This window comes from Angustibacter peucedani, from assembly GCF_054779595.1.
In genome coordinates this window covers 26,455-48,102 of sequence record NZ_BAAGXY010000007.1, presented here as the reverse complement: position 1 = coordinate 48,102, position 21,648 = coordinate 26,455, and the positions used below count along the sequence as shown (strand labels likewise).

Genomic DNA, 21,648 nt, shown 5'->3' with positions numbered 1-21,648 from the left:
CGCGCACCACGGCCCAGCGGCTGGGGGCCGAGCCGCTGCTGCGCGAGCTGCGCCTGCTCGGGCCGGCCGGCGGCGGGCGGTCGCGGGCGACGTCCGGCGCGGGGACGTCGGACGGGCCGGGGGAGCAGCCGCTGACCGCGCGCGAGCGGGAGGTGCTGGCCCTGGTGTCGCTCGGCCGCAGCAACCGCGAGATCGGCCAGCAGCTGTTCATCAGCACCAAGACCGTGAGCGTGCACGTGTCGAACATCCTGGCCAAGCTCGGCGCGGGTGGGCGCACCGAGGCCGCGGCGCTGGCCCGGCGGCACGGGCTGATCGACGGCTGAGCCGCCTACGCTGGGGCTCGTGACGACGTCCGGCGCCCCGCGCATCACGCTGGTCGGCCGACCCGGCTGCCACCTGTGCGACGACGCCCGCGAGGTGGTGCGCCGGGTGGCCGACGACACCGGTGCCGGCTGGGTCGAGCGCTCGGTGGACGACGACCCGGACCTGCTGCGCCGCTACTCCGAGCTGGTGCCGGTGGTGCTGGTCGACGGCACCCAGCACGACTTCTACCGCGTGGACGAGCAGCGCCTGCGCGCCGCCCTCGACGGCCGTCGCGCGGGCCGCTGGAGCCGCCGCCGGGCGTGAGGTGGCTCACCCCGGGAGGCCTGGCCGTGCTCGCGACTTTGTGCGCACGTTCACAAGTGCCTATCGTGGGGGTCGACAGCCGGACGGGGCCCACCCCGGGTCCACGTCGGCGCAGGCCGTCTGCTAGCCGCCCCGTGGGACGTGCAGCGAGCGGGCCTGCCGCGAGCAAGGAGCAGGGCAGCACGTGAGCGACGAGCAGGTCACGCGCCGGGGCATCCCGGACGCCACGGTGGCACGGCTACCCGTGTACCTGCGTGCCCTGACGGCGCTCGCCGAGCACGACACCACGACCGTGTCGTCCGAGGAGCTCGCCACGGCGGCCGGCGTGAACTCCGCCAAGCTGCGCAAGGACCTCTCGCACCTCGGCTCGTACGGGGTGCGCGGTGTCGGCTACGACGTCGACTACCTGATCTACCAGATCTCGCGCGAGCTCGGCCTGACCCAGGACTGGCCCGTGGCCATCGTCGGCATCGGCAACCTGGGCCACGCGCTCGCGGGCTACGCGGGCTTCGCCACCCGGGGCTTCGAGGTCGTCGCGCTGTTCGACACCGACCCCCGGGTCGTGGGCGAGACGGTGTCCGGCCTGCCGGTGCACTCGCTGGACGACCTCGAGCAGATCAGCGCGCGCACGCCGATCTCGATCGGCGTCGTCGCCACCCCCGCGGGCCCCGCGCAGGAGGTCTGCGACCGCCTGGTGGCCGCGGGCGTGCGCAGCGTCCTGAACTTCGCGCCCTGCGTGCTGCAGGTGCCGGACGACGTCGACGTCCGCAAGGTCGACCTGTCGACCGAGCTGCAGATCCTGGCGTTCCACGAGCAGCGCAAGGCGCTCGCGCGCGCCGGCGACCCGCTCGCCGACGTCCTCGGGTCGGTCGCGGGAGGCGAGGCATGAGCCTGCTCGCCATCGGCCTGTCGCACCGCACCGCCCCGCTCGGCCTGCTCGAGCGCGTCGCGCTGTCGGCCGACGCCGCGCGCGACCTGGCCGCCCTGGCGCTCAAGGGTCAGCACGTCAGCGAGTCGCTCGTGCTCGCCACCTGCAACCGCGTCGAGGTCTACGCGGAGGTCGACGCGTTCCACGGCGGCCTCGCCGACCTGGGCGAATCCCTCTGCAGCGCAACGGGTGTGGGGCTCGACGAGCTCAAGGACCACCTGTACGTGCACTACGCCGACCGCGCCGTCACCCACCTGTTCTCGGTGGCCTGCGGGCTCGACTCGATGGCCGTCGGCGAGAGCCAGGTGCTCGGCCAGCTGCGCCAGGCCGTGCGCGGCGCGCAGGACGCCGGCGACACCGGCCGGGTGCTCGAACCCCTGATGCAGCAGGCGTTGCGGGTCGGCAAGCGGGCCCACGCCGAGACCGCCATCGACCGCGCGGGCGCCTCGCTCGTGAGTGCGGGGCTGCAGCGCGCCGAGCGGCTGCTCGGGCCGCTGCCGGGCCTGCGGGTGCTGGTCGTCGGCGCCGGCTCGATGAGCGCGCTGACCGCCACGACCCTGCAGCGCCAGGGTGCCGGGTCGATCACCGTGGCCAACCGGACGCCCGAGCACGCCGAGCGGCTCGCCGTGGCCGTCGATGCGCGCGCCGTGCCGCTGACCGCGCTGGGCGACGAGCTCGCGCAGGCCGACCTCGTGGTGTCGTGCACCGGTGCGGTCGGACACGTCGTCGACGTCGAGACCGCCTCTGCCGCAGCGGACCTGCGGACCGGTCGCCCCCAGCTGTACGTCGACCTCGCCCTGCCGCGCGACGTCGACCCCGCCGTCGCCGCCGTCCCGGGCGTCACCGTCGCCGACCTCGAGGTGCTCGGCCAGGACCTCTCCGCCGCCGCGCTGGACGAGGGCGTCGACCAGGTGCGCCAGCTGGTGGAGGCCGAGGTCGAGGAGTACCTCGCCGCCGTCCGGGTGCAGGCCGTCGCCCCGACGGTCGTGGCCCTGCGCGCCCGTGCCGCCGAGGTCGTCGAAGCCGAGCTGGCCCGCCTGGGCCACCGCCTGCCGGACGTCGACCCCGCCGTCCGCGACGAGCTGCAGCACACCGTGCACCGCGTCGTCGAGAAGCTGCTCCACGCCCCCACCGTGCGCGTCAAGGAGCTCGCCAGCCGCAGCGACGGCGGCTCGTACGCGGCCGCGCTGCGCGAGCTGTTCGACCTCGCACCGGACGACGTCACCGCCGTCTCGGAGGTGCCGCTCGAGAGCGACGTCTCGGCCCTGCTCACCGGGGAGGCGGGCCGATGAGCGCCGCCCCGCTGCGGCTCGGCACCCGGCGCAGCCGCCTCGCGCTGGCCCAGAGCGGCCAGGTCGCCGAGGCCGTGCGCGCCGCCACCGGCCGCGACGTCGAGCTGGTCGAGGTCACCACCGAGGGCGACGTGTCGCGCGAGCACCTGACCCAGATCGGCGGCACCGGCGTGTTCGCCGCGGCGCTGCGCCGGGCCGTGCTCGACGGCCACGTCGACCTCGCCGTCCACTCGCTCAAGGACCTGCCGACCGCGCCCGAGCCCGGCCTGGTCGTCGCGGCCGTGCCCGCCCGGTCCGACGCCCGCGACGTCCTGGTGGCGCGCGACGGCCTCACCCTCGGCGAGCTGCCGGCGGGCGCGGTGCTCGGCACCGGGTCGCCCCGCCGTGCCGCCCAGGTGCTCGCGCTCGGCCTCGGGCTCGAGGTCGTGCCGGTCCGCGGCAACGTCGACACCCGCATCGGCCTGGTCGCCGAGGGCACCGTCGACGGCGTGCTGCTGGCCCGCGCCGGCCTGCTGCGGCTCGGCCGCGCCGACGACGCCACCGAGGTGCTCGACCCGCTGCAGGTGCTGCCCGCGCCGGGCCAGGGCGCCCTGGCCGTCGAGTGCCGGGCCGACGACGCCGAGCTGGTCGCGGCGCTCGCCGCGCTGGACGACCCCGACACCCGCGCCGCCGTCACCGCCGAGCGCGCGCTGCTGGCGGCGCTCGAGGCCGGCTGCACCGCACCCGTCGGGGCGCTGGCCGAGGTGGTCGAGTCGCTCGACGTCTCCGGCTCGGTCGTGGTCGAGCTCTCGCTGCGCGCCGTCGTGGCCGCCCCCGACGGCTCCGACGCCCTGCGCCGCAGCGCTTCCGGACCGCTGGCCGACCCCGACGGGCTGGGCCGCGCGCTCGCCGCCGAGCTGCTCGAGGACGGCGCCGCCGACCTGGTCGCCGAGGCCGAGCGACCACCAGGACCAGCCGCACCACCCGCAGAGCCCGTAGACCTGTCCACCCACCGTCACCACCCGGAGCGTGCCTCGTGACCTCCACGACCACCCGCCGCACCGCCAAGCCCGTCGGCAGCGTCGCCTTCGTCGGCACCGGCCCCGGCGACCCCGGCCTGCTCACCCTGCGCGCGGTCGACCTCATCGCCGCGGCCGACGTCGTCGTCCTCGACCAGCTCCTGCGCGAGGAGGACGTCGCCCGTTGGGCCCGTCCGGACGTCGAGGTGCTCGACGCCGGCTTCGGCGAGGACGGCGCCCCGCTGACCCAGGCCGGCCGCGCCAAGATCGTCACCCGCGCCGCCCGCGGCGGTCGTCGCGTCGTGCGCCTGATGGACGGCGACCCCGCGACCTTCAACGGCCTGGCCGAGGAGGCCCTGGCCTGCCGCAAGGCGCAGGTGCCGTTCGAGGTCGTGCCGGGCGTCTCGGCCGTGTCGGCCGTGCCCGCGTACGCCGGCATCCCGTTGACCGCCAAGGGTTCTCGCGCCGTCCACGTCGTCACCCCGCACGACACCAAGGTCGACTGGGCGCGCTCGACCGGCGCCGACGTCACCGTCGTCGTGCTCGGCGGTCCCGACCACGTCGAGGCGTCGCTCGCCGAGCTGCTGGCCGCCGGTCGCGACGGGTCGACGCCGGTCGCCCTGACGACCCACGGCACCTCGACCGAGCAGCGCACGCTCACCGCGACGCTGGCCACGGCCGCCGCCACGCTGGCCGGGGCCGACCTCGGCAAGCCGCTGCTCGCCGTCGTGGGCGACGTCGTGGCCCTGCGCGACGAGCTGTCGTGGTTCGAGACCAAGCCGCTGTTCGGCTGGCGCGTCCTGGTGCCCCGCACCAAGGACCAGGCCGGCTCGACCACCGAGCGGCTGGCCGACTTCGGAGCCGTCAGCGAGGTCGTGCCGACCATCTCGGTCGAGCCGCCCCGCACGCCGCAGCAGATGGAGCGGGCGATCAAGGGCCTGGTGACCGGCCGCTACGAGTGGGTCGGGTTCACCAGCGTCAACGCCGTGCGCGCCGTCCGCGAGAAGTTCGAGGAGTTCGGGCTCGACGCCCGCGCCTTCTCGGGCCTGAAGGTCGCTGCCGTCGGCGGCGTCACCGCCAAGGCGTTGCAGGAGTGGGGGATCGAGCCCGACCTGGTGCCGAACGGCGAGCAGTCCGCCCACGGCCTGCTCGAGGACTGGCCGCCGTTCGACGAGGTGCTCGACCCGATCAACCGGGTCTTCCTGCCGCGCGCCGACATCGCCACCGACACCCTGGTGGCCGGGCTGCACGAGATCGGCTGGGAGGTCGACGACGTCACGGCGTACCGCACCGTGCGCGCCGCGCCGCCGGCCGCTCCCGTCCGCGAGGCCATCAAGTCGGGCCGCTTCGACGCCGTGGTCTTCACCTCGAGCTCGACCGTGCGCAACCTGGTCGGCATCGCCGGCAAGCCGCACGCGGCCACCGTCGTGGCCTGCATCGGGCCGGCGACCGCCAAGACCGCCGAGGAGCACGGCCTGCGGGTCGACGTCCTCGCGCCCGAGGCCTCCGCGGCCTCGCTGGTCGAGGCGCTCGCCGAGTACGGCACCGGGCTGCGGCTGGCCGCGCTCGAGGCCGGCGAGCCGGTCGTGCGCCCGAGCGAGCGCAAGGGCGCGGCGCGCCGCAAGGCGCGCTGAGACCGCCCGTGGGGTTCCCGGTCCAGCGGCCGCGCCGGCTGCGCCAGTCCCCGGCCGTGCGCCGGCTGGTCAGCGAGACGCGCCTGCACCCGGCCGACCTGGTGCTGCCGCTGTTCGTCCTCGAGGGCGCCGAGCAGCCCGTGCCGCTGCAGAGCATGCCGGGCGTCGTCCAGCACTCGCTGGCGACGCTGCGCGCGGCCGCCCGCGAGGCGGTCGAGCTGGGGCTGGGCGGCGTCATGCTGTTCGGCGTCCCCCAGCACCGCGACGCGATCGGCAGCGGCGCCGACGACCCGGACGGGATCCTGAACGTCGCGCTGCGCGCGGTGCGAGAGGAGGTCGGCGACGACCTGGTCGTCATGGCCGACCTGTGCCTCGACGAGTTCACCGACCACGGCCACTGCGGCGTGCTCGCCGCCGACGGCACGGTCGACAACGACGCCACGCTCGAGCGCTACGCCGACATGGCCCTGGCACAGGCCGGGGCCGGCGCCCACGTCGTCGGGCTCAGCGGGATGATGGACGGCCAGGTCGGGCACGTCCGCGCCGCCCTGGACGCCGCCGGGCGCACCGACGTCCTGCTGCTGGCGTACGCCGCCAAGTACGCGTCCGCGTTCTTCGGCCCGTTCCGCGAGGCCGTGGGCTCGACGCTCGTCGGCGACCGGACGACGTACCAGCAGGACGCCGCGAACGCCGTCGAGGCGCTGCGCGAGGTGCGGCTGGACCTCGACGAGGGCGCCGACCTGGTGATGGTCAAGCCCGCGCTGCCCTACCTGGACGTCGTGCGGGCCGTCGCCGAGATCAGCGACGTGCCGGTGGCGGCCTACCAGGTGAGCGGCGAGTACGCGATGGTCGAGGCCGCCGCGGCCGCCGGCATGGTCGACCGCGAGCGCGCGATCATGGAGTCGCTCGTCGCGATCCGCCGGGCCGGCGCGCAGGTCGTCCTGACCTACTGGGCGGCCGAGGTCGCCCCGCTGCTGCGCCGTTCCTGACGGTTTCGGCGGTTCCGCCCCGGGCGGCCCTCGGGGCCGTCTACGCTGCGCGTGAGCCGGTCATCGGCGACCGGCCACCACCATCTTCACGGGGGAACCACCATGTCTCGTCACACCTGGGTCGCGGCTGCGCTGGGGGCGGCTGTCGTCGCGACCCTGACGGCCGCGCCGGCGCAGGCCGCGCCGCCGCCGGCGCCCGTCGACTGCCCCACCGCGCTGCCGACGGCCGACGCGGTCGACGGCCTCACCGGCACCGGCTGGACCGTCGAGCGCGGCTCGACGCCTGACACCTTCACCGCGACGGTGCTCGGCCGGATCACCGACGGCATCGCGCCCGGCGTCGACATGATCATGGCCGACCTCGACTCGCCGGCGCTGCAGCGCGCCGGCGGCGTCTGGGCCGGCATGTCCGGCTCGCCGGTGTACACCGACGGCGGCCAGCTCATCGGCTCGGTCTCCTACGGCCTCAGCGCGTCCTCGCCCATAGCGGGCATCACGCCTGCCGAGTCGCTGCAGACCCTGCTCAGCGCCGACCCGGACGACGTCACGGCCCGCTCGCCGCGCCGCGTCGCCGTCGCGCCGAAGGTCGCCCAGCGCCTGGCCCGCACCGGAGAGGTCACGGCAACCGCTGCGGCGCAGGGCTTCTCGCGGCTGCGCACGCCGATCGTCGTCAACGGCGCCACCGGCCAGAGCGCCCAGAAGCTGGCCGACCGGCTGTCCAAGCGCGCCGGCGTGCCCGTCGTCCTGGCCGGCACGTCGGGCCCGTCGGCCCAGGCCGCACCCGCGCTGGCCGGCGGCGACAACTTCGCCGTCGCGGCCGCGTACGGCGACGCCACCCTCGGGGGCGTCGGCACCACGACGTTCACCTGCTCGGGCGAGGCCGTCGCGTTCGGGCACCCGTTCATGGACGCCGGGGTCACCACCTACAGCGCGCACTCGGCCGACGCCGTCTACGTGCAGCCCGACCCGGTCAACGGGCCGTTCAAGGTCGCGAACTTCGGCCCGGTCATCGGCACCGTCGACCGCGACCGCACCCTCGGCCTGAGGGCCGAGCTCGGCGCCGGCCCGGCGACCGTGCCGGTGGTCTCGCGGCTGACCCGGGTCGAGTCCGGGGTCACCCGCACCGGCACCACCCAGATCGCCGAGGCCGACCTGTCGGGCGACGCCGCCGCGTTCCACACGGTGTACAACGTCGACCGGGTCATGGGCTCGGCGGCCAGCAAGGGCACCGCCAAGGTGACGCTCACGGTCTCCGGCCGCGTGGCCTCGGGCAAGGTCTTCAGCGTCGCCGTCCGCAACACCTTCACGGCCCTGAGCTCGGTCGACGCCCTGGACTTCCAGGTCGCCGACTGGGTCTACTCGACCGTCGCCAGCATCACCGACCAGCCGTTCGAGCAGGTCTCGCTGACCGGCGTCCGGCTCGACGGAACGGTCAGCTCGGCTGCCACGACCTGGCGCTCGCCGGTCGTCGAGGTCAAGAAGGCCGGGAAGTGGGTGCGGCTCACCTCGGGCGGCCTGCGCAGCCAGGTCGGCGCGTGGGTCAGCACCCGCACGACGCTGTCGAAGTACCGCGACGCCGCGACCAAGACGTCGGTCGTCACCTCGCTGAAGGTGCCGGCGAGCGCCCGGTACAAGGACGTCGTGCTGGTGATGAGCGCCGGCGGGTTCATGGAGGACCAGAGCGAGCCCGGCTCGTTCGTCGGCCTGCTGCGGGCGCTGAGCGCCCAGCCGCGCAACGACACCGTCGAGGCGTCGCTGGTCGACGCCGAGTCCGGCGACGTGCTGGTGACCCGCAGCGTCACGACGTCGGCCGTGGTCGAGCCGTTCGTCAAGGCGTACGACGTCTACCTGCTCTGACCGCTCCACCCCGCACGGCCCAGCACGACGACGAGGCCGGCTCCCCCCGCGCGGGGGGAGCTGGCCTCGTGGCGTCAGCGGGAGCGTCAGGCGCTCTTGCCGGCCTCGATCTCGAGGGCGATCTTGACCTTGTCGCCGACCAGCACGCCGCCGGTCTCGAGGGCGACGTTCCACTCCAGGCCGAAGTCCTTGCGGCTGATCTCGGTCTCGGCGCTGAAGCCGGCGGTCGGGTTGCCGTCGGCCAGCGGGTTGCCCGCGGCGCCGCCGAACTCGAGCTCGAAGGTCACGGGGCGGGTGGTGCCGTGCAGCGTCAGGTCGCCGTCCAGCAGGAAGTCGTCGCCGTCGGCGCGGATGCCGGTCGAGGTGAACGACCAGGTCGGGTGGGTCTCGACGTCGAAGAAGTCGGCCGAGCGCAGGTGGTTGTCGCGGTTCTCGTCGCGGGTGTCGATGCTCGCGGCGTCGACCTCGGCGACGACCGAGGACTCCAGGACGTTCTCGGCGACCGTGATGGTGCCGGTGACCTTGGCGAAACGGCCCTTGACCTTGCTGACCATCATGTGGCGGACGACGAAGCCGACCTCGGAGTGCGAGGGGTCGATCGTCCAGGTGCCGGCGGTCAGGCCCGGAAGAGTGGTGACGGTGCTGGTGCTCATGACGCTCCCTGTGGTGGTGGGGTGAGGTCCGTGGGAACCTTGGTCCCGGTGGTTGGCTTCTCAACTACCGTAGACCAGGTTGGTTTATCTTTCAACTTTCGGTCCGATAGGATCATTCCCATGAGCGAGACCCGCTGGCTGGACGCCGACGAGCAGGTCGCCTGGCGCTCCTACCTGCGGGCCGTGCGCCTGCTGGACGAGGAGCTGCGGCGCGGCCTGGAGCAGCACGGCCTGAGCCACCCCGAGTACGAGATCCTGGTGCGCCTGAGCGAGCGCCCCGACCGCACGATGCGGATGTCGGAGCTGGCCGCCGGCGTCGTCAGCTCGCGCAGCCGGCTGACCCACACCGTCGCCCGGCTCGAGCGCGACGGCCTGGTGCAGCGCCGGTCCTGCACGCGAGACGGCCGCGGCGTCGAGTGCCTGCTCACCGACGAGGGCTTCCGCACGCTGGAGGCCGCGGCGCACACCCACGTCGAGCAGGTGCGCAGCCACCTGCTCGACGTCATGAGCCGCGAGGAGTTCCTGGCCCTGGGCGCGGCACTGGCCCGGGTGGCCGACGGGCTCGACCCGCGCGGCCTGGTCGCGGTCTAGAGCCGCCCGGCGGCCGCTCAGCCGCGCTTGCGACAATGCTGCGCGTGACCGCCGCCCCGCCCTACCCCGACGACGTCCCGGCCAGCGCCGCCCTGCTCGAGCGGGCCCGGCGGGTCACGCCCGGCGGCGTCAACTCGCCGGTGCGGGCGTTCCGCGCCGTGGGTGGGACGCCACGCTTCACCGCCCGCGCGCAGGGGCCGTACCTGTACGACGCGGACGGCCGCGAGTACGTGGACCTGCTCTGCTCGTGGGGCCCGATGATCCTCGGGCACGCCCACCCGGCGGTGCTCGACGCGGTCCGCGAGGCCGCGGCGCACGGCTTCAGCTTCGGCACGCCCAGCGAGAACGAGGTGCTGCTCGCCGAGGAGATCGTGGCGCGGGTCGAGCCGGTCGAGCAGGTGCGGCTGGTGAGCAGCGGCACCGAGGCCACGATGAGCGCGATCCGGCTGGCCCGCGGCGCCACCGGCCGGGCCAAGGTCGTGAAGTTCGCCGGCTGCTACCACGGCCACGTCGACGCGCTGCTGGCCTCGGCCGGCAGCGGGCTGGCGACGTTCGCGCTGCCCGACAGCCCCGGGGTGACCGGGGCGTCCGCGGCCGACACGGTCGTCGTCCCGTACAACGACGTCCCCGCGCTCGAGGCGGTGTTCGCCGAGCACGGCGACGAGATCGCCTGCGTCATCACCGAGGCCTCGCCCGGCAACATGGGGGTCGTCCCCCCGCTGCCCGGCTTCACCGCCGCGCTGCGCCGGCTGACGAGCGCCCACGGCGCGCTGCTGGTGAGCGACGAGGTGATGACCGGCTTCCGCTGCTCGCGCGCGGGGTGGCTCGGGCTCGAGGGCGTCCCGGACGGCGGCGCGCCCGACCTGCTGACCTTCGGCAAGGTCATGGGCGGCGGCTTCCCGGCGGCGGCGTTCGGCGGGCGGGCCGACCTGATGGCGCTGCTCGCGCCGGAGGGGCCGGTCTACCAGGCCGGCACGCTCTCGGGGAACCCGGTCGCGACCGCCGCCGGGCTGACGACCCTGCAGCACTGCACGGACGACGTCTACGACCGGCTCGACGTCGTGGCCTCGGCGCTGTCGGCCGGTGCCTCGGCCGCGCTCGACGCCGAGGGCGTGCCCCACGTCGTGCAGCACGCGGGCAGCATGTTCAGCGTGTTCTTCACCGACGAGGCGGTGCGCGACTACGACGGCGCCCGCAGCCAGGACCTCGGCGCCTTCACGGCCTTCTTCCACGCCATGCTGCGCCAGGGCGTGCACCTGCCGCCCAGCGCGTTCGAGGCGTGGTTCGTCTCGGCCGCGCACGACGACGCGGCGGTCGAGCGGGTGCTCGCCGCGCTGCCCGAGGCCGCGCGGGCCGCCGCGCAGGCCGCGACGCCCACCACCGAGGGAGCGACCCCGTGAGCCAGCGCACCGTCGTCCACCTGCTGCGCCACGGCGAGGTGCACAACCCCGAGGGCGTGCTCTACGGCCGGCTGCCCGGCTACCACCTGTCGGACCGCGGGCGCCGCATGGCCGACCTCGTGGCCGCGCACCTCGCCGACCACGACGTCACCACCGTCATCTCCTCGCCGCTGGAGCGGGCGCAGGAGACCGCGGCGCCGATCGCAGCTGCGCACGGGCTCGTCGTGCCGCTCGACGTCCGGCTGATCGAGGCGGGCAACCACTTCGAGGGCATGACCTTCGGCGTCGGCGACGGCTCGCTCAAGCACCCGGGCCACTGGCCCAAGCTGGTCAACCCGTTCCGCCCGTCGTGGGGCGAGCCGTACGAGCAGATCGCGGCCCGGATGATCGCGGTCGTCGACCGCGCGCGCGGCGAGGCCCGCGGCCACGAGGCCGTGTTGGTGTCGCACCAGTCGCCGGTGTGGATCGCGCGGCTCGCGCTCGAAGGACGGCGGCTGTGGCACGACCCGCGCAAGCGGCAGTGCAGCCTGGCCTCGCTCACGTCCCTGACCTACGACGACGACCGGCTGGTCTCGATCGACTTCAGCGAGCCCGCGGCGAGCCTGCTGCCCGGCGCGAGCCAGGTCGCGGGGGCCTGATGCGTCGCGGTCGGCTCGCGCGCGGGGTGGCGGCGGTGGCGCTCGCGCTCGCCGTCCCCGCGCTGGCCGGCTGCTCGGGCGACGGCAACTCGGTGGCGTCGCAGGCCCAGGCGGGCGACGGCAAGGGCTACGTCGCGGGCGACGGCACGGTCGAGCAGATCGCGGCTGCCGACCGCCGCACGACCATCTCGGTGAAGGGCACCACCCTCGAGGGCGAGCCGCTCGACACCTCGTCCGCCCGGGGCAAGGTCGTGGTGCTCAACACCTGGGGCTCGTGGTGCCCGCCCTGCAACGCCGAAGCCCCTGGGCTGCAACGCACCTGGGCCGGCTTCGAGGGCCAGGACGTGCAGTTCGTGGGCATCGACGTCCGCGAGGGCAAGGACGCCGGGCTCGCGTTCCAGCGCAAGCTGGACATCACCTACCCGTCGCTGGAGTGGGACGGCGGCGGCGTGCTGCTGCAGCTGCAGGGCAAGGCGTCGGCCACGCCGACGACGCTGGTGCTCGACCGCCAGGGCCGGCTCGCCGGGCGGATCTCGGGCGAGGCGAAGGGCTCGACGCTGCGCGACATGGTGCAGGACGTGCTGGACGAGTCGTCGTGAGCGGGCTGGCCTCGGGCTCCTTCGCGGACGTCGTCGGGTCTGGCTCGATGCCGGCCGCGCTGCTGGTCGCGGCGGTCGCCGGGTTCGTGTCGTTCGCCTCGCCCTGCGTGCTGCCGCTGGTGCCGGGGTACCTCGGCTACGTCACCGGGCTCGGCGGGGTCGAGCTGGAGCGCCGGCGCCGCAGCCGGATGGCGGCCGGTGCCGCGCTCTTCGTCCTCGGCTTCACCGTGGTGTTCGTCGTCATGACGGCCACCTTCAGCGCCGTCACCCGCGCCGTGCTGGGCCACCAGGACGTGCTGCTGCGCGTGCTCGGCGTGGCGGTGGTCGCGCTGGGCCTGCTCTTCGTCGGGGCGCTGCCGGGCGGCGGCCGCATGGTGAAGCCGTCCTGGCGGCCGGCCGCGGGCCTGGCGGGTGCACCACTGCTCGGCGCGATCTTCGCGGTGGGCTGGAGCCCGTGCATGGGACCGACGCTGGCGGCCGTGCTGGCGCTCGCCACCGGTGAGGGTGGCGGGGCCTCGCGCGGCGTCGTGCTCGCCGTCGCGTACAGCCTCGGGCTGGGCGTGCCCTTCGTCGTGGCGGCGCTCGCCTACGCGCGGGCCGCACGCGGGCTGGCCGCGCTGCGCCGGCACCAGCGCGGGCTGCAGCTGGCCGGCGGCGTGCTGCTCGTGGTGATCGGCGTGCTGATGGTGTCGGGCGTGTGGGTCGACCTGCTGACCCGCGTGGGCACCCTCGTCGCCGGGTTCCAGGTGGCGGTGTGACGACCACCCGCGACCCCGGCCGCGTCGCGCCGCCGGTCAACCAGCCGCGGCTCGGGCTCGTCGGCACCCTGCGGTTCGTGTGGCGCCAGCTCACCAGCATGCGCACCGCGCTGTTCCTGCTGCTGCTGCTCGCCGTGGCGGCGGTGCCCGGCTCGGTGCTGCCGCAGCGGGGGGTCGACGCCAGCAAGGTCACCGGCTACCTGCAGGCCCACCCGACGTCCGGTCCGTGGATCGACCGGCTGGGCGGCTTCGACGTGTACTCGTCGGTCTGGTTCTCGTCGATCTACCTGCTGCTCTTCGTCTCGCTGGTGGGGTGCGTGCTGCCGCGCAGCCGCCAGCACGTGCGGGCGCTGCGGGCGCGGCCGCCGCGGGCGCCGTCGCGGCTCGACCGGCTGCCGGCCCACCGCACGGCGACGGTCGACCGCTCGCCGTCCGAGGCTCTGGACGAGCTGGCGAAGGCGTTGCGGCGCAAGCGATTCCGGGTCGACGTCGCCGACGACGTCATCAGCGCCGAGCGCGGCTACGTCCGCGAGACCGGCAACCTGGTGTTCCACCTCGCGCTGGTGGTCCTGCTGGTGGCCGTGGCGCTGGGGCACCTGCTGGGCTGGCGCGGCGACGTCGTCGTGCCGGTGGGTCAGACGTTCAGCAACACCGTGTCGACCTACGACACCATCGACCCCGGCCCGTGGGTCGACACCGAGAACCTCCCGCCGTTCTCGGTGCGGGTCGACCAGCTCGACGTCAGCTTCGAGCGCGGCGAGGAGCAGCGAGGCGCGCCGCGCGACTTCAGCGCGAAGGTCACCTCGCGCGACGAGCCGGCCGACGCCGCCGTGGCCGGCCGGATCCGCGTCAACCACCCGCTCGGCGTCGACGGCGCCAAGGTCTACCTGCTCGGCAACGGCTACGCCCCGGTGATCACGGTGCGCGACAGCACCGGCGCCGTCGTCTACTCCGACCCGACCCCGTTCCTGCCGCAGAACGGCAACTACACCTCGACCGGCGTGGTGAAGGTGCCCGGCGCGCAGCCGCAGCAGCTCGGCCTGATCGGGCAGTTCCTTCCGACCGCGTCGGAGGTCGGCGGCATGCCGACGTCGGTGTTCCCCGACGCTCTCAACCCGGTGCTGGTCATGACGGCCCTCGAGGGCGACCTCGGGCTCGGGACCGGTGCGCCGCAGTCGGTCTACACGCTCAACACCGACGGGCTGAAGAGCCTGCGAACCTCGGACGGCGACATCTTCCGCACCGTGCTGCGGCCGGGCGACACCGTGAAGCTGCCCGGCGGACGCGGGTCGGTGACGTTCGACCGGGTCGAGCGGTTCGCCGGGCTCTCGATCCGGCACGACCCGGGCAAGGGCTGGGCGCTCGGCGCCGCGGTGGCCGCGATGATCGGGCTGGCGCTGTCGTTGTTCGTGCCGCGGCGCCGGCTGTTCGTGCGGGTGCGACCGGCCGAGGACGACGAGCGCGACGCGGCCGGCTCCGGCGACGGCCCGCCCCGTACATTGGTCGAGGTCGGCGCGATCGCCCGCGGCGAGGACACCGGCCTGGACGACGAGATCGACCGCGCCCTGGCGGCGCTCGGCGTCCCGCAGACGAGGAGGGACGCGTGAGCGTCGACGAGACCCTGGCCACGCAGGCCAACCTGCTGCTGTACGGCTCGATGGCGGCCTACGCCGCGGCGTTCCTGGCCTACACGAGCGACCTCGCGGGCGGTGCCGCGCGGGCCGAGCGGCAGCGCGAGCTGACCGCCGCTGACCAGCGCGAGCTCGCCGCCGTGGGGGGCGGGTCGACGTCCGGCGTCGCGACCGCCGCCGGCCGACCCGCCGAGCCGGCCATCCCCTCCCCGCTCGCCGCCGAGCCGCGCAAGGCCGCCGCGATCGGGACCTCGCTGACGGTCCTGGCGCTGCTGCTGCACGCCGGGTCGGTCGCGATGCGCGGGGCCGCGGTGCAGCGGCCGCCGTGGAGCAACATGTTCGAGTTCTCGGTCGCCGGCGCGGCCGTCGTCACGGCGGTCTACCTGGTGACGCTGCGCTGGCGCGACCTGCGCTACCTCGGCGCGTTCGTCGTGGGTCCGGTGCTGCTCACGCTCGGTCTGGCCGTCACGGTGCTGTACACGCGCGCCGCGCAGGTGGTGCCGTCGCTCAAGAGCTACTGGCTGGCGATCCACGTGAGCGTGGCGTTCATCGCCAGCGCCCTGCTGACGCTGGCGTTCTCGCTCACCGTGCTCTACCTCGCCCAGGACCGCCGCGCCCAGCGCCGGGCCGCCGGGCTGCCGGTGGGCCGCTCGTTCATGGACGCCCTGCCCGGCGCGCGCGAGCTCGACCTCGCGTCCTACCGGCTGCACGCGGTGGCCTTCCCGCTGTGGACGTTCACGCTGGTGGCCGGGTCGATCTGGGCCGAGAGCGCCTGGGGCCGCTACTGGGGCTGGGACCCCAAGGAGGTCTGGACCTTCGTGATCTGGGTGGTCTACGCGGGCTACCTGCACGCGCGGGCGACCCGCGGCTGGCAGGGGCGCAAGTCCGCCACGATCGCGATCGTCGGGTTCGGCTGCCTGCTGTTCAACTTCCTCGTCGTCAACATCTTCTTCGTCGGCTGGCACAGCTACGCCGGTGTCGGCTGAGCCGCCGTCCGGGCCGCCGCACGAGCCGCCGTCCGGGCTCGTCGCCGTCCTGACCGCCGAGCGCGACCGGGCGCGCGAGCAGGTGGCCACGCTCGAGCGCGACGTGGACCGGGTGGTCGAGGCGTCCGAGGACTCCAACGCGGACGACGAGCACGACCCCGAGGGCGCGACCATCGCCTTCGAGCGGGCCCAGCTGATGACCGTGCTGGACGCCGCCCGCGAGCGGCTGCGGGACGTCGAGGCCGCGCTGGTGCGGCTCGCCGACGGGGACTACGGGCGGTGCGAGGTCTGCGGCGAGCCGATCGACCCCGAGCGGCTGGTGGCGCGTCCGACGGCGCGGCGCTGCATCCGGTGCGCCGGGGGCGGCATCGGCTCGGGCTCCGGCAGACTGGGCCGATGAGCGTGCAGGTGCGGGTCGCCCGGCCCGAGGAGCTCGACGCCGTCGGCGAGCTGACCGCCCGCGCCTACCTCGACGACGGGCTGGTGCCCGAGGGCACCGACTACCAGCTGACGCTGCGCCGCGCGTCCGACCGCGCGCTGCACAGCGAGCTGCTCGTGGCCGTGGACGACGCGACGTCCGCGCTGCTCGGCACGGTGTCGTTCGTGCGGGCCGGCTCGGCGTACGCGGAGGTCTCGCGCGAGGGCGAGACCGAGTTCCGGATGCTCGCCGTCGACCGCTCGGCCCGCGGGCGCGGCGTCGGGCGGCTGCTGGTGCGGGCGTGCGTCGAGCGGTCGCGGGCGGCGGGTGCGTCGCGCGTGGTCATCTGCACCAGCACCGAGATGGCGCCGGCGCACGCGCTGTACGAGTCGGAGGGCTTCGTGCGTGCACCCGACCGCGACTGGCGCCCCGCACCGCACGTCCTGCTGCTCGGCTACGCCCTCACCCTCTGACCCACCCGCCCGCCCGCCAGGGCACCTTCGTGAGAAATGGCCCTCCGGGAGCGCGATCCAGGGCGAAGTCCCAAGAAGGTGCCTTGACGGGCCGGGACGCAGAGCGGGGCCGCACCGGACGGTGCGACCCCGCTCTGGAGCTGCTGCGGATCAGTGCATCATCACCGGCGGCGCGGCGTCGGTCTCGTCGTCGAGCAGGTGCGAGATCTCGCGCTTGCGCGGCAGGAACGCGGCGGGGATCAGCGTGAGCGTCACCAGGAACGCCGCCACCCAGAAGGTGTGCCCGAACGCGCTCGCCGCGGCCACCGGCGCCTGGGCCGGGCTGGTCGGGATGTTGTCCTTCAGCGCGTTGGTCAGCACCACCGAGAAGATCGCGACGCCGACCGAGCTGGCGATCTGCTGGCTGATGTTGAGCAGCGTCGAGCCTCGCGCCACCTCGTGGTGCGTCAGTGTCTTCAGCGCCGAGGTCATGATCGGCATCATCGTGCCGCCCATGCCGAGACCCATCACGAACAGCACCGGGATGATGAAGCCCCAGTGCGAGGAGTCGGCCTGGACCTGGGTCAGCGCGAACATGCCGCCGATGATGAGCGCCAGGCCGAACGGCACGATCCGGCCGACCGGCAGCCGGTCGGTGAGCGCACCGGCGATCGGCATGGTCAGCATCGCCCCGACGCCCTGGGGCGCCACGAGCCACCCGGCGTTCAGCGGTGTCTCGCCCTGCACCTGCTGCAGGAACTGGGGCACCAGCAGCAGGCCGCCGAAGAAGGCCGCCGCGAAGATGAACATCGTGATGATCGAGACCGTCAGGTTGCGGTTGTGGAAGAGCCGCAGGTCGAGCAGCGGGTGCTTCGGCTTGAAGCTGTAGAGCACGAACGCCACCATCAGCGCCAGGCCCAGCAGGCCCGGCAGCAGCACCTTGGCGTGACCGATGCCGCCCTCGCCGGGGATCGACGAGACGCCGTACAGGAAGAGGGCGAGGCCGGGGCTCATCATCAGCATGCCGACGAAGTCGAAGGACTCGGACGGCTGCGGCTTGTCGGCCGCGAGCGCGAACTGGGCGTAGACCAGGGCGATCACGCCGATGGGCGCGTTGATCAGGAAGATCCAGTGCCAGCTGAAGTGGTCGATCAGCCAGCCGCCGAGGATGGGGCCGAAGATCGGGCCGAGCAGCATCGGCACGCCGAGGATCGCCATGAGGCGGCCCATGCGGGCCGGCCCGGCGGCACGGGTCATGATCGTCATGCCGAGCGGCATGAGCATGCCGCCGCCGAGGCCCTGCAGCACGCGGAACCCGATCAGCATCTCGATCGAGCTGGCCGTGGCGCAGAGCACCGAGCCGATGGTGAACAGCAGGATCGCCAGCATGTACAGGCGCTTGGTGCCGAACCGGTCGGCGGCCCAGCCGGACAGCGGGATCACCGTGGCGAGCGCCAGGGTGTAGCCGGTGACGGTCCACGCGACGTCCGAGTACGCGAGCGGCTGGCCGCCGTCGGCGAACACGGTCTGGAACGTGCGGAGCGCGACGTTGACGACGGTGATGTCGAGGATCGACATGATCGCGCCGAGGACGACGACGCCGGCCACCTTCAGGACGGCGGCGTCGATCTTCTCGGGGTACTCGGTGGGCGGGGCGGTGGCGGGCGACGTCACAGGTACCTCTTGGCGGTAGGTCGTGTCAGGAGTGCGACGACATCTCTGCCGAGGCGTTCCTACGCTAACGCAGCCCGGTGACAGGGGGCGCGGGTGTTTTCCGTCGGAAGCACCCGACGCTCAGCCGGGTGCTGGCACACTCCCGCGCGTGATCAGGGACGAGCTCGGACGATGGTTCACGTACGGCGAGCGGCACCGGCGGCTGGCGGCCCGCCTCGTGCTCGCGGGCGGCCTGACGGCGGTGGTGCTCGTGGTCGGCACCGCGCTGGTCTGGCTGACCGAGCACGGCCAGCCGGGCAGCGACGTCCACGGCGCCGGCGACGCGGCCTTCTTCACGGCCACGCAGCTGCTGACCGTGTCGTCGTCCTTCTCGAACCCGGTGACCGGGGGCGGCAAGGTCGTCGACGTGGGGCTGGAGATCTGGGCGCTGTTCGTCATCACCGCCGTGGCCGGCAGCTTCGCGACGTTCTTCGGCGCGGGCGACCCGCCGCCGGCCTCCGAGTAGCCGAGCAGCCGAGCGCAGGTCTCAGACGGCGCTGGGCTGGCGGCGCACGGCGGACACGAAGTCCGCCGCGCCGGCGGGCCGGCCGAGGTGCCAGCCCTGCCCGGCCTGGACGCCGAGCTCGGAGAGCGCGCCGAGCTGGGCCGGGGTCTCGATGCCCTCGGCGATGCACTCCATGCCGAACGAGCGGGCGAGCTGCACGACGGTGCGGGCGATGGTGTCGTCGAGGTCGAGCTGGGCCACGAACTCGCGGTCGATCTTCAGCACCTGCAGCGGCAGCCGGGCCAGGTAGGCGAGCGAGGAGAAGCCGGTGCCGAAGTCGTCGACGGCCACGGTGATGCCGCGCTCGCGCAGGCGCTGCAGGGCCTCGCGGGTGCGCTCGACGTCGTCGACGACGTCCCGCTCGGTGATCTCGAGGGTGAGGGCGCCCGGCTGCAGGCCGGCGTCGGCGACGAGGGTCGCGAGCCGGTCGGGCAGACCGGGGGTGAGCAGGTCGGCCGCGCTGATGTTGACGGCGACGCTGCCGACCTCGGTCAGGCCGTCGCGGTGCCAGGACGCGAGCGCGCGCAGCGACTGGCGGGCGACGACCGTGGCCAGCTCGGGCCCGAGGCCGAGCTCCTCGGCCAGCGGCACGAAGCGCAGCGGCGAGACGGGCAGGCCGTCGAGCTCCCAGCGGGCGAGGGCCTCGGCGGCGACGACGCGGCCGGTGCGCAGGTCGACGACGGGCTGGAAGACGGCGATGACGGCGTCCGGGTGCAGCTCCTTCTCGAGCATGCCGCCGCGGCGGATGGCCTCGCGCAGCTGCTGCTCGACGGCGAGGTTGGCGGCGACGTCCTCGCTCATGGTGGTGTCGTACGAGACCGAGCGGCCGCGGCCACCGCGCTTGGCGGCGTACATCGCGGCGTCGGCCGAGCGCAGCAGGTCGCCGCGCGTCTCGATGCCGTTGCCCGAGATGGCCACGCCGACCGACAGGCCGATCCGGTAGGGCGAGCCGTTGAGCTCGACCGGCTGCTCGAAGAGCTGGACGAGGCGGCGACCGGCGGCCTCGGCCTCCGGCAGGCTGGACGGCGAGCAGATGACCGCGAACTCGTCACCGCCGAGGCGGACGGCGCGCTGGCCCGGGCCGAGGGCGCCGACCAGCCGCTCGGCGACCTCGCGCAGCAGCCGGTCGCCGGCCAGGTGACCCAGCGTCTCGTTGACGTTCTTGAAGCGGTCGAGGTCGAGCAGCAGCAGGCCGACCTCGTCGTCCGCGTCACCGGTGCGCGAGTGCAGCGCCACGTCGATGAACAGGTCGAGCGAGGTGCGGTTGGGCATGCCGGTGAGCGGGTCGTGCGTCGTGGCGTGGTGCAGCTCGCGCTCGGCGGTCTCGGCGGCGCGCTGGCGGCGCTGGGCGGTGTCGTGCGCGACGCGGTAGGCCTCACCCGCGCGCGCCACGATCAGCCCGATGCTGAACAGCAGCGCGGCCCGCAGCCCCCAGCTCTGCAGCGTGACGTTCGGCGTGGCCGTGCCGACGAAGTACTGGGAGAACATGCCCCCGGCCAGCAGCGTCGACACCGCGACGGAGTGGCGCGTCAGCAGCAGGGGGTAGACGGCCGCGATCGCGTACCACCACTGCAGCGTGTGCGGCACGAGGTGGACGTCGACCAGGGGCAGCGCGAAGGCGACCGCGGTGAGGAAGGTGGCGCGGACCGCCAGGGCGCGCGTGCCGCGCCAGCCCAGCAGGCCGGCGACGCCGAGCCCCGCGGTGACGAGCACCAGGGCGACGACCACCAGGCCCCCGCCGACGAAGAAGGCCGAGACCAGGCCGACGGCGGCGAGCAGCAGCGGCACCGCCGGCTCGAGCGCCTCTGCCGAGCCGCGTCGTGCCGAGAGGTCCACGGCACGGTCGCGCGGGTCAGGGCTCACGACCTCACCATCGGCTGGTGGCAGCGTGATCTTGAACGGTCGCGGCCGGTGGTCCCGGCGCGGTGCCCGCGCCGGGACGGCAGCATCAGCGCGACAGCTTGCGCAGCAGGCGGGCGAGGCTGGCGCGGCTGTCGGAGCCCTGGGGGCGCGGCGCGAGCCGGGTGATCTCGTCGATGTAGGCGCGGGCGTACTCGGGGGTGACCATGATTCCTTCTTGTTCTGAGGCCGTAGCCTTGGTTGTGATGGTGTCAGTAGCGCCTGACCCGTTAATCATAACAGTTCGGCACCAGTTTCTATTTCGATTCCATGGTCAGCAGACTTGAGATCTGGCAGTGTGGTGCTCGTCACGTCGGAGGGACCTGAAGGAGGACGTCGTGGACGCCGTCGACCGCCAGCTCGTCGAGGCCCTGCGCGAGAACGGGCGGGCCAGCTGGGCCGAGCTCGGCCGGCTGGTCGGGATGTCCGGCCCGAGCGTGCAGGACCGTGTGCGCCGCCTCGAGGAGCGCGGCGTCATCCGCGGGTACCGCGCCGACGTCTCGGCGCCCGCGGTCGGCCTGGGGGTCAGCGCGCTCGTCGACCTCTACCAGGGCGACGAGGTCGACTCGGAGGACGTCGCCGAGCAGCTGCGCGCCGTCCCCGAGGTCGAGGACTGCTGGTACGTGGCCGGCGACGAGAACTTCGTGGTCAAGGTGCGGGCGGGCGACGTGACGGGCCTGGAGGCCGTCGTCTCCAAGCTGCGGCGGGTGCGCGGCATCGCGCGCACGCGCACGACCGTCGTCCTGTCGACGTACTGGGAGGCGCGCGGGCTGCCGCTGCCCGCGGACGAGGGCGACGCGGCACCGCCCGTAGGCTGAGCCGCGTGACCGTCCTGCGCTACACCCTGCTGCGCCTGCTGCTGCTGGTCGGCGTGCTGCTCGCCCTCTACCTGCTGGGCGGCGTGGTCAGCCCGCTGCGTGACCCGGTCGTGCTGGTGATGGTGACCGTCGTGGTGTCGGTGATGCTGTCGTACTTCGTGCTGCGAGGACCGCGCGAGGCGATGACGGCGCGGCTGGCCGAGCGCGTGCAGGGCCGGTTGCCGAACGAGGGCCCGACCGGCGACCAGGACGCCGACGCCGA

22 protein-coding genes and 1 pseudogene are annotated in these 21,648 nt (G+C 74.2%); 20 read left to right on the top strand and 3 right to left on the bottom strand.

The window, feature by feature from the left end; all coding sequences use genetic code 11:
- From ACYVJ4_RS02490 to ACYVJ4_RS02455, 8 genes are all read left to right on the top strand, one after another.
- A partial coding sequence (locus tag ACYVJ4_RS02490) for a response regulator transcription factor (RefSeq protein WP_460458523.1) occupies positions 1 to 323 on the top strand: 323 nt, incomplete at its 5' end.
- A gap of 19 nt (positions 324 to 342) precedes the next feature.
- On the top strand, positions 343 to 627 hold the full coding sequence (locus ACYVJ4_RS02485; RefSeq protein ID WP_460458522.1) for a glutaredoxin family protein: 285 nt from the start codon (positions 343 to 345) through the stop codon (positions 625 to 627).
- Positions 628 to 811: 184 nt separating this feature from the next.
- Positions 812 to 1,516 (top strand): redox-sensing transcriptional repressor Rex, encoded by a 705-nt coding sequence (locus ACYVJ4_RS02480; RefSeq protein ID WP_460458521.1) that lies wholly within the window; start codon positions 812 to 814, stop codon positions 1,514 to 1,516.
- Positions 1,513 to 2,847, top strand: coding sequence for a glutamyl-tRNA reductase (locus ACYVJ4_RS02475; protein WP_460458520.1), 1,335 nt, complete (start codon positions 1,513 to 1,515; stop codon positions 2,845 to 2,847). The genes ACYVJ4_RS02480 and ACYVJ4_RS02475 overlap by 4 nt, the downstream gene beginning before the upstream one ends.
- Entirely contained in the window at positions 2,844 to 3,866 is a 1,023-nt protein-coding gene (gene hemC / locus ACYVJ4_RS02470) for a hydroxymethylbilane synthase (RefSeq protein ID WP_460458519.1), read from the top strand. Before ACYVJ4_RS02475 ends, hemC begins: the two co-directional genes overlap by 4 nt.
- Positions 3,863 to 5,479 carry a bifunctional uroporphyrinogen-III C-methyltransferase/uroporphyrinogen-III synthase gene (locus ACYVJ4_RS02465; RefSeq protein ID WP_460458518.1) on the top strand — a complete coding sequence of 539 codons (1,617 nt, stop codon included), beginning with the start codon at positions 3,863 to 3,865 and terminating at the stop codon, positions 5,477 to 5,479. The genes hemC and ACYVJ4_RS02465 overlap by 4 nt, the downstream gene beginning before the upstream one ends.
- An 8-nt stretch (positions 5,480 to 5,487) precedes the next feature.
- Positions 5,488 to 6,468 (top strand): porphobilinogen synthase, encoded by a 981-nt coding sequence (gene hemB / locus ACYVJ4_RS02460; RefSeq protein ID WP_460458517.1) that lies wholly within the window; start codon positions 5,488 to 5,490, stop codon positions 6,466 to 6,468.
- 102 nt (positions 6,469 to 6,570) lie between these two features.
- Positions 6,571 to 8,325, top strand: a complete 1,755-nt coding sequence (locus ACYVJ4_RS02455; RefSeq protein ID WP_460458516.1) for a hypothetical protein — start codon at positions 6,571 to 6,573, stop codon at positions 8,323 to 8,325.
- A gap of 86 nt (positions 8,326 to 8,411) precedes the next feature.
- Here the strand turns inward: ACYVJ4_RS02455 and ACYVJ4_RS02450 are convergent, their stop codons facing one another.
- Positions 8,412 to 8,978: a YceI family protein gene (locus tag ACYVJ4_RS02450; protein ID WP_460458515.1), complete on the bottom strand. Its 567-nt coding sequence runs from the start codon at positions 8,976 to 8,978 to the stop codon at positions 8,412 to 8,414.
- A 120-nt stretch (positions 8,979 to 9,098) separates the two neighbouring features.
- Here ACYVJ4_RS02450 and ACYVJ4_RS02445 point away from each other — a divergent pair, with 120 nt between their 5' ends.
- Genes ACYVJ4_RS02445 through ACYVJ4_RS02405 form a run of 9 tightly spaced genes read left to right on the top strand, consistent with a single transcriptional unit; the run spans position 9,099 to position 16,472 of the window.
- The gene (locus ACYVJ4_RS02445) at positions 9,099 to 9,569 is read left to right on the top strand and encodes a MarR family winged helix-turn-helix transcriptional regulator (RefSeq protein WP_460458514.1); all 471 of its coding nucleotides are present in this window, start codon (positions 9,099 to 9,101) and stop codon (positions 9,567 to 9,569) included.
- A gap of 35 nt (positions 9,570 to 9,604) precedes the next feature.
- Positions 9,605 to 10,969, top strand: coding sequence for a glutamate-1-semialdehyde 2,1-aminomutase (gene hemL / locus ACYVJ4_RS02440; RefSeq protein ID WP_460458513.1), 1,365 nt, complete (start codon positions 9,605 to 9,607; stop codon positions 10,967 to 10,969).
- Positions 10,966 to 11,607 carry a histidine phosphatase family protein gene (locus ACYVJ4_RS02435; RefSeq protein ID WP_460458512.1) on the top strand — a complete coding sequence of 214 codons (642 nt, stop codon included), beginning with the start codon at positions 10,966 to 10,968 and terminating at the stop codon, positions 11,605 to 11,607. Before hemL ends, ACYVJ4_RS02435 begins: the two co-directional genes overlap by 4 nt.
- Positions 11,607 to 12,206: a TlpA family protein disulfide reductase gene (locus tag ACYVJ4_RS02430; protein WP_460458511.1), complete on the top strand. Its 600-nt coding sequence runs from the start codon at positions 11,607 to 11,609 to the stop codon at positions 12,204 to 12,206. The genes ACYVJ4_RS02435 and ACYVJ4_RS02430 overlap by 1 nt, the downstream gene beginning before the upstream one ends.
- Positions 12,203 to 12,964 carry a cytochrome c biogenesis CcdA family protein gene (locus ACYVJ4_RS02425; protein ID WP_460458510.1) on the top strand — a complete coding sequence of 254 codons (762 nt, stop codon included), beginning with the start codon at positions 12,203 to 12,205 and terminating at the stop codon, positions 12,962 to 12,964. Before ACYVJ4_RS02430 ends, ACYVJ4_RS02425 begins: the two co-directional genes overlap by 4 nt.
- A complete protein-coding gene (gene resB, locus ACYVJ4_RS02420) occupies positions 12,961 to 14,571 on the top strand; it encodes a cytochrome c biogenesis protein ResB (protein WP_460458509.1) in 1,611 nt (536 codons plus the stop codon). Before ACYVJ4_RS02425 ends, resB begins: the two co-directional genes overlap by 4 nt.
- Entirely contained in the window at positions 14,568 to 15,581 is a 1,014-nt protein-coding gene (ccsB, locus tag ACYVJ4_RS02415) for a c-type cytochrome biogenesis protein CcsB (protein ID WP_460458508.1), read from the top strand. The genes resB and ccsB overlap by 4 nt, the downstream gene beginning before the upstream one ends.
- Positions 15,571 to 15,981, top strand: a complete 411-nt coding sequence (locus ACYVJ4_RS02410; protein ID WP_460458507.1) for a TraR/DksA family transcriptional regulator — start codon at positions 15,571 to 15,573, stop codon at positions 15,979 to 15,981. Before ccsB ends, ACYVJ4_RS02410 begins: the two co-directional genes overlap by 11 nt.
- Positions 15,978 to 16,472: a GNAT family N-acetyltransferase gene (locus ACYVJ4_RS02405; RefSeq protein WP_460458506.1), complete on the top strand. Its 495-nt coding sequence runs from the start codon at positions 15,978 to 15,980 to the stop codon at positions 16,470 to 16,472. The genes ACYVJ4_RS02410 and ACYVJ4_RS02405 overlap by 4 nt, the downstream gene beginning before the upstream one ends.
- Before the next feature lie 150 nt (positions 16,473 to 16,622).
- On the opposite strand, the gene ACYVJ4_RS02400 is transcribed toward ACYVJ4_RS02405, so the two are convergent.
- Positions 16,623 to 18,125 carry a DHA2 family efflux MFS transporter permease subunit gene (locus ACYVJ4_RS02400; protein WP_460458505.1) on the bottom strand — a complete coding sequence of 501 codons (1,503 nt, stop codon included), beginning with the start codon at positions 18,123 to 18,125 and terminating at the stop codon, positions 16,623 to 16,625.
- Positions 18,126 to 18,273: 148 nt separating this feature from the next.
- Here ACYVJ4_RS02400 and ACYVJ4_RS02395 point away from each other — a divergent pair, with 148 nt between their 5' ends.
- Entirely contained in the window at positions 18,274 to 18,630 is a 357-nt protein-coding gene (locus tag ACYVJ4_RS02395; protein ID WP_460458504.1) for a hypothetical protein, read from the top strand.
- Positions 18,631 to 18,651: 21 nt separating this feature from the next.
- Here the strand turns inward: ACYVJ4_RS02395 and ACYVJ4_RS02390 are convergent, their stop codons facing one another.
- Positions 18,652 to 20,532: a putative bifunctional diguanylate cyclase/phosphodiesterase gene (locus tag ACYVJ4_RS02390; protein ID WP_460458503.1), complete on the bottom strand. Its 1,881-nt coding sequence runs from the start codon at positions 20,530 to 20,532 to the stop codon at positions 18,652 to 18,654.
- A 374-nt stretch (positions 20,533 to 20,906) separates the two neighbouring features.
- Here ACYVJ4_RS02390 and ACYVJ4_RS02385 point away from each other — a divergent pair, with 374 nt between their 5' ends.
- Positions 20,907 to 21,386 (top strand): Lrp/AsnC family transcriptional regulator, encoded by a 480-nt coding sequence (locus ACYVJ4_RS02385; protein WP_460458502.1) that lies wholly within the window; start codon positions 20,907 to 20,909, stop codon positions 21,384 to 21,386.
- 5 nt (positions 21,387 to 21,391) lie between these two features.
- Positions 21,392 to 21,592 (top strand): annotated as a pseudogene (locus ACYVJ4_RS02380) (DUF4229 domain-containing protein); the annotation flags it as partial.
- Positions 21,593 to 21,648 lie beyond the last annotated feature (56 nt).

Excerpts from the sequence above, each read along its gene's own strand:
- ACYVJ4_RS02455 (WP_460458516.1), top strand. The coding sequence starts at position 6,571 with ATGTCTCGTCACACCTGGGTCGCGGCTGCGCTGGGGGCGGCTGTCGTC.
- ACYVJ4_RS02450 (WP_460458515.1), bottom strand. The coding sequence starts at position 8,978 with ATGAGCACCAGCACCGTCACCACTCTTCCGGGCCTGACCGCCGGCACC.
- ACYVJ4_RS02405 (WP_460458506.1), top strand. The coding sequence starts at position 15,978 with ATGAGCGTGCAGGTGCGGGTCGCCCGGCCCGAGGAGCTCGACGCCGTC.
- ACYVJ4_RS02430 (WP_460458511.1), top strand. The coding sequence starts at position 11,607 with ATGCGTCGCGGTCGGCTCGCGCGCGGGGTGGCGGCGGTGGCGCTCGCG.
- hemC (WP_460458519.1), top strand. The coding sequence starts at position 2,844 with ATGAGCGCCGCCCCGCTGCGGCTCGGCACCCGGCGCAGCCGCCTCGCG.
- ACYVJ4_RS02475 (WP_460458520.1), top strand. The coding sequence starts at position 1,513 with ATGAGCCTGCTCGCCATCGGCCTGTCGCACCGCACCGCCCCGCTCGGC.
- ACYVJ4_RS02445 (WP_460458514.1), top strand. The coding sequence starts at position 9,099 with ATGAGCGAGACCCGCTGGCTGGACGCCGACGAGCAGGTCGCCTGGCGC.
- hemL (WP_460458513.1), top strand. The coding sequence starts at position 9,605 with ATGCTGCGCGTGACCGCCGCCCCGCCCTACCCCGACGACGTCCCGGCC.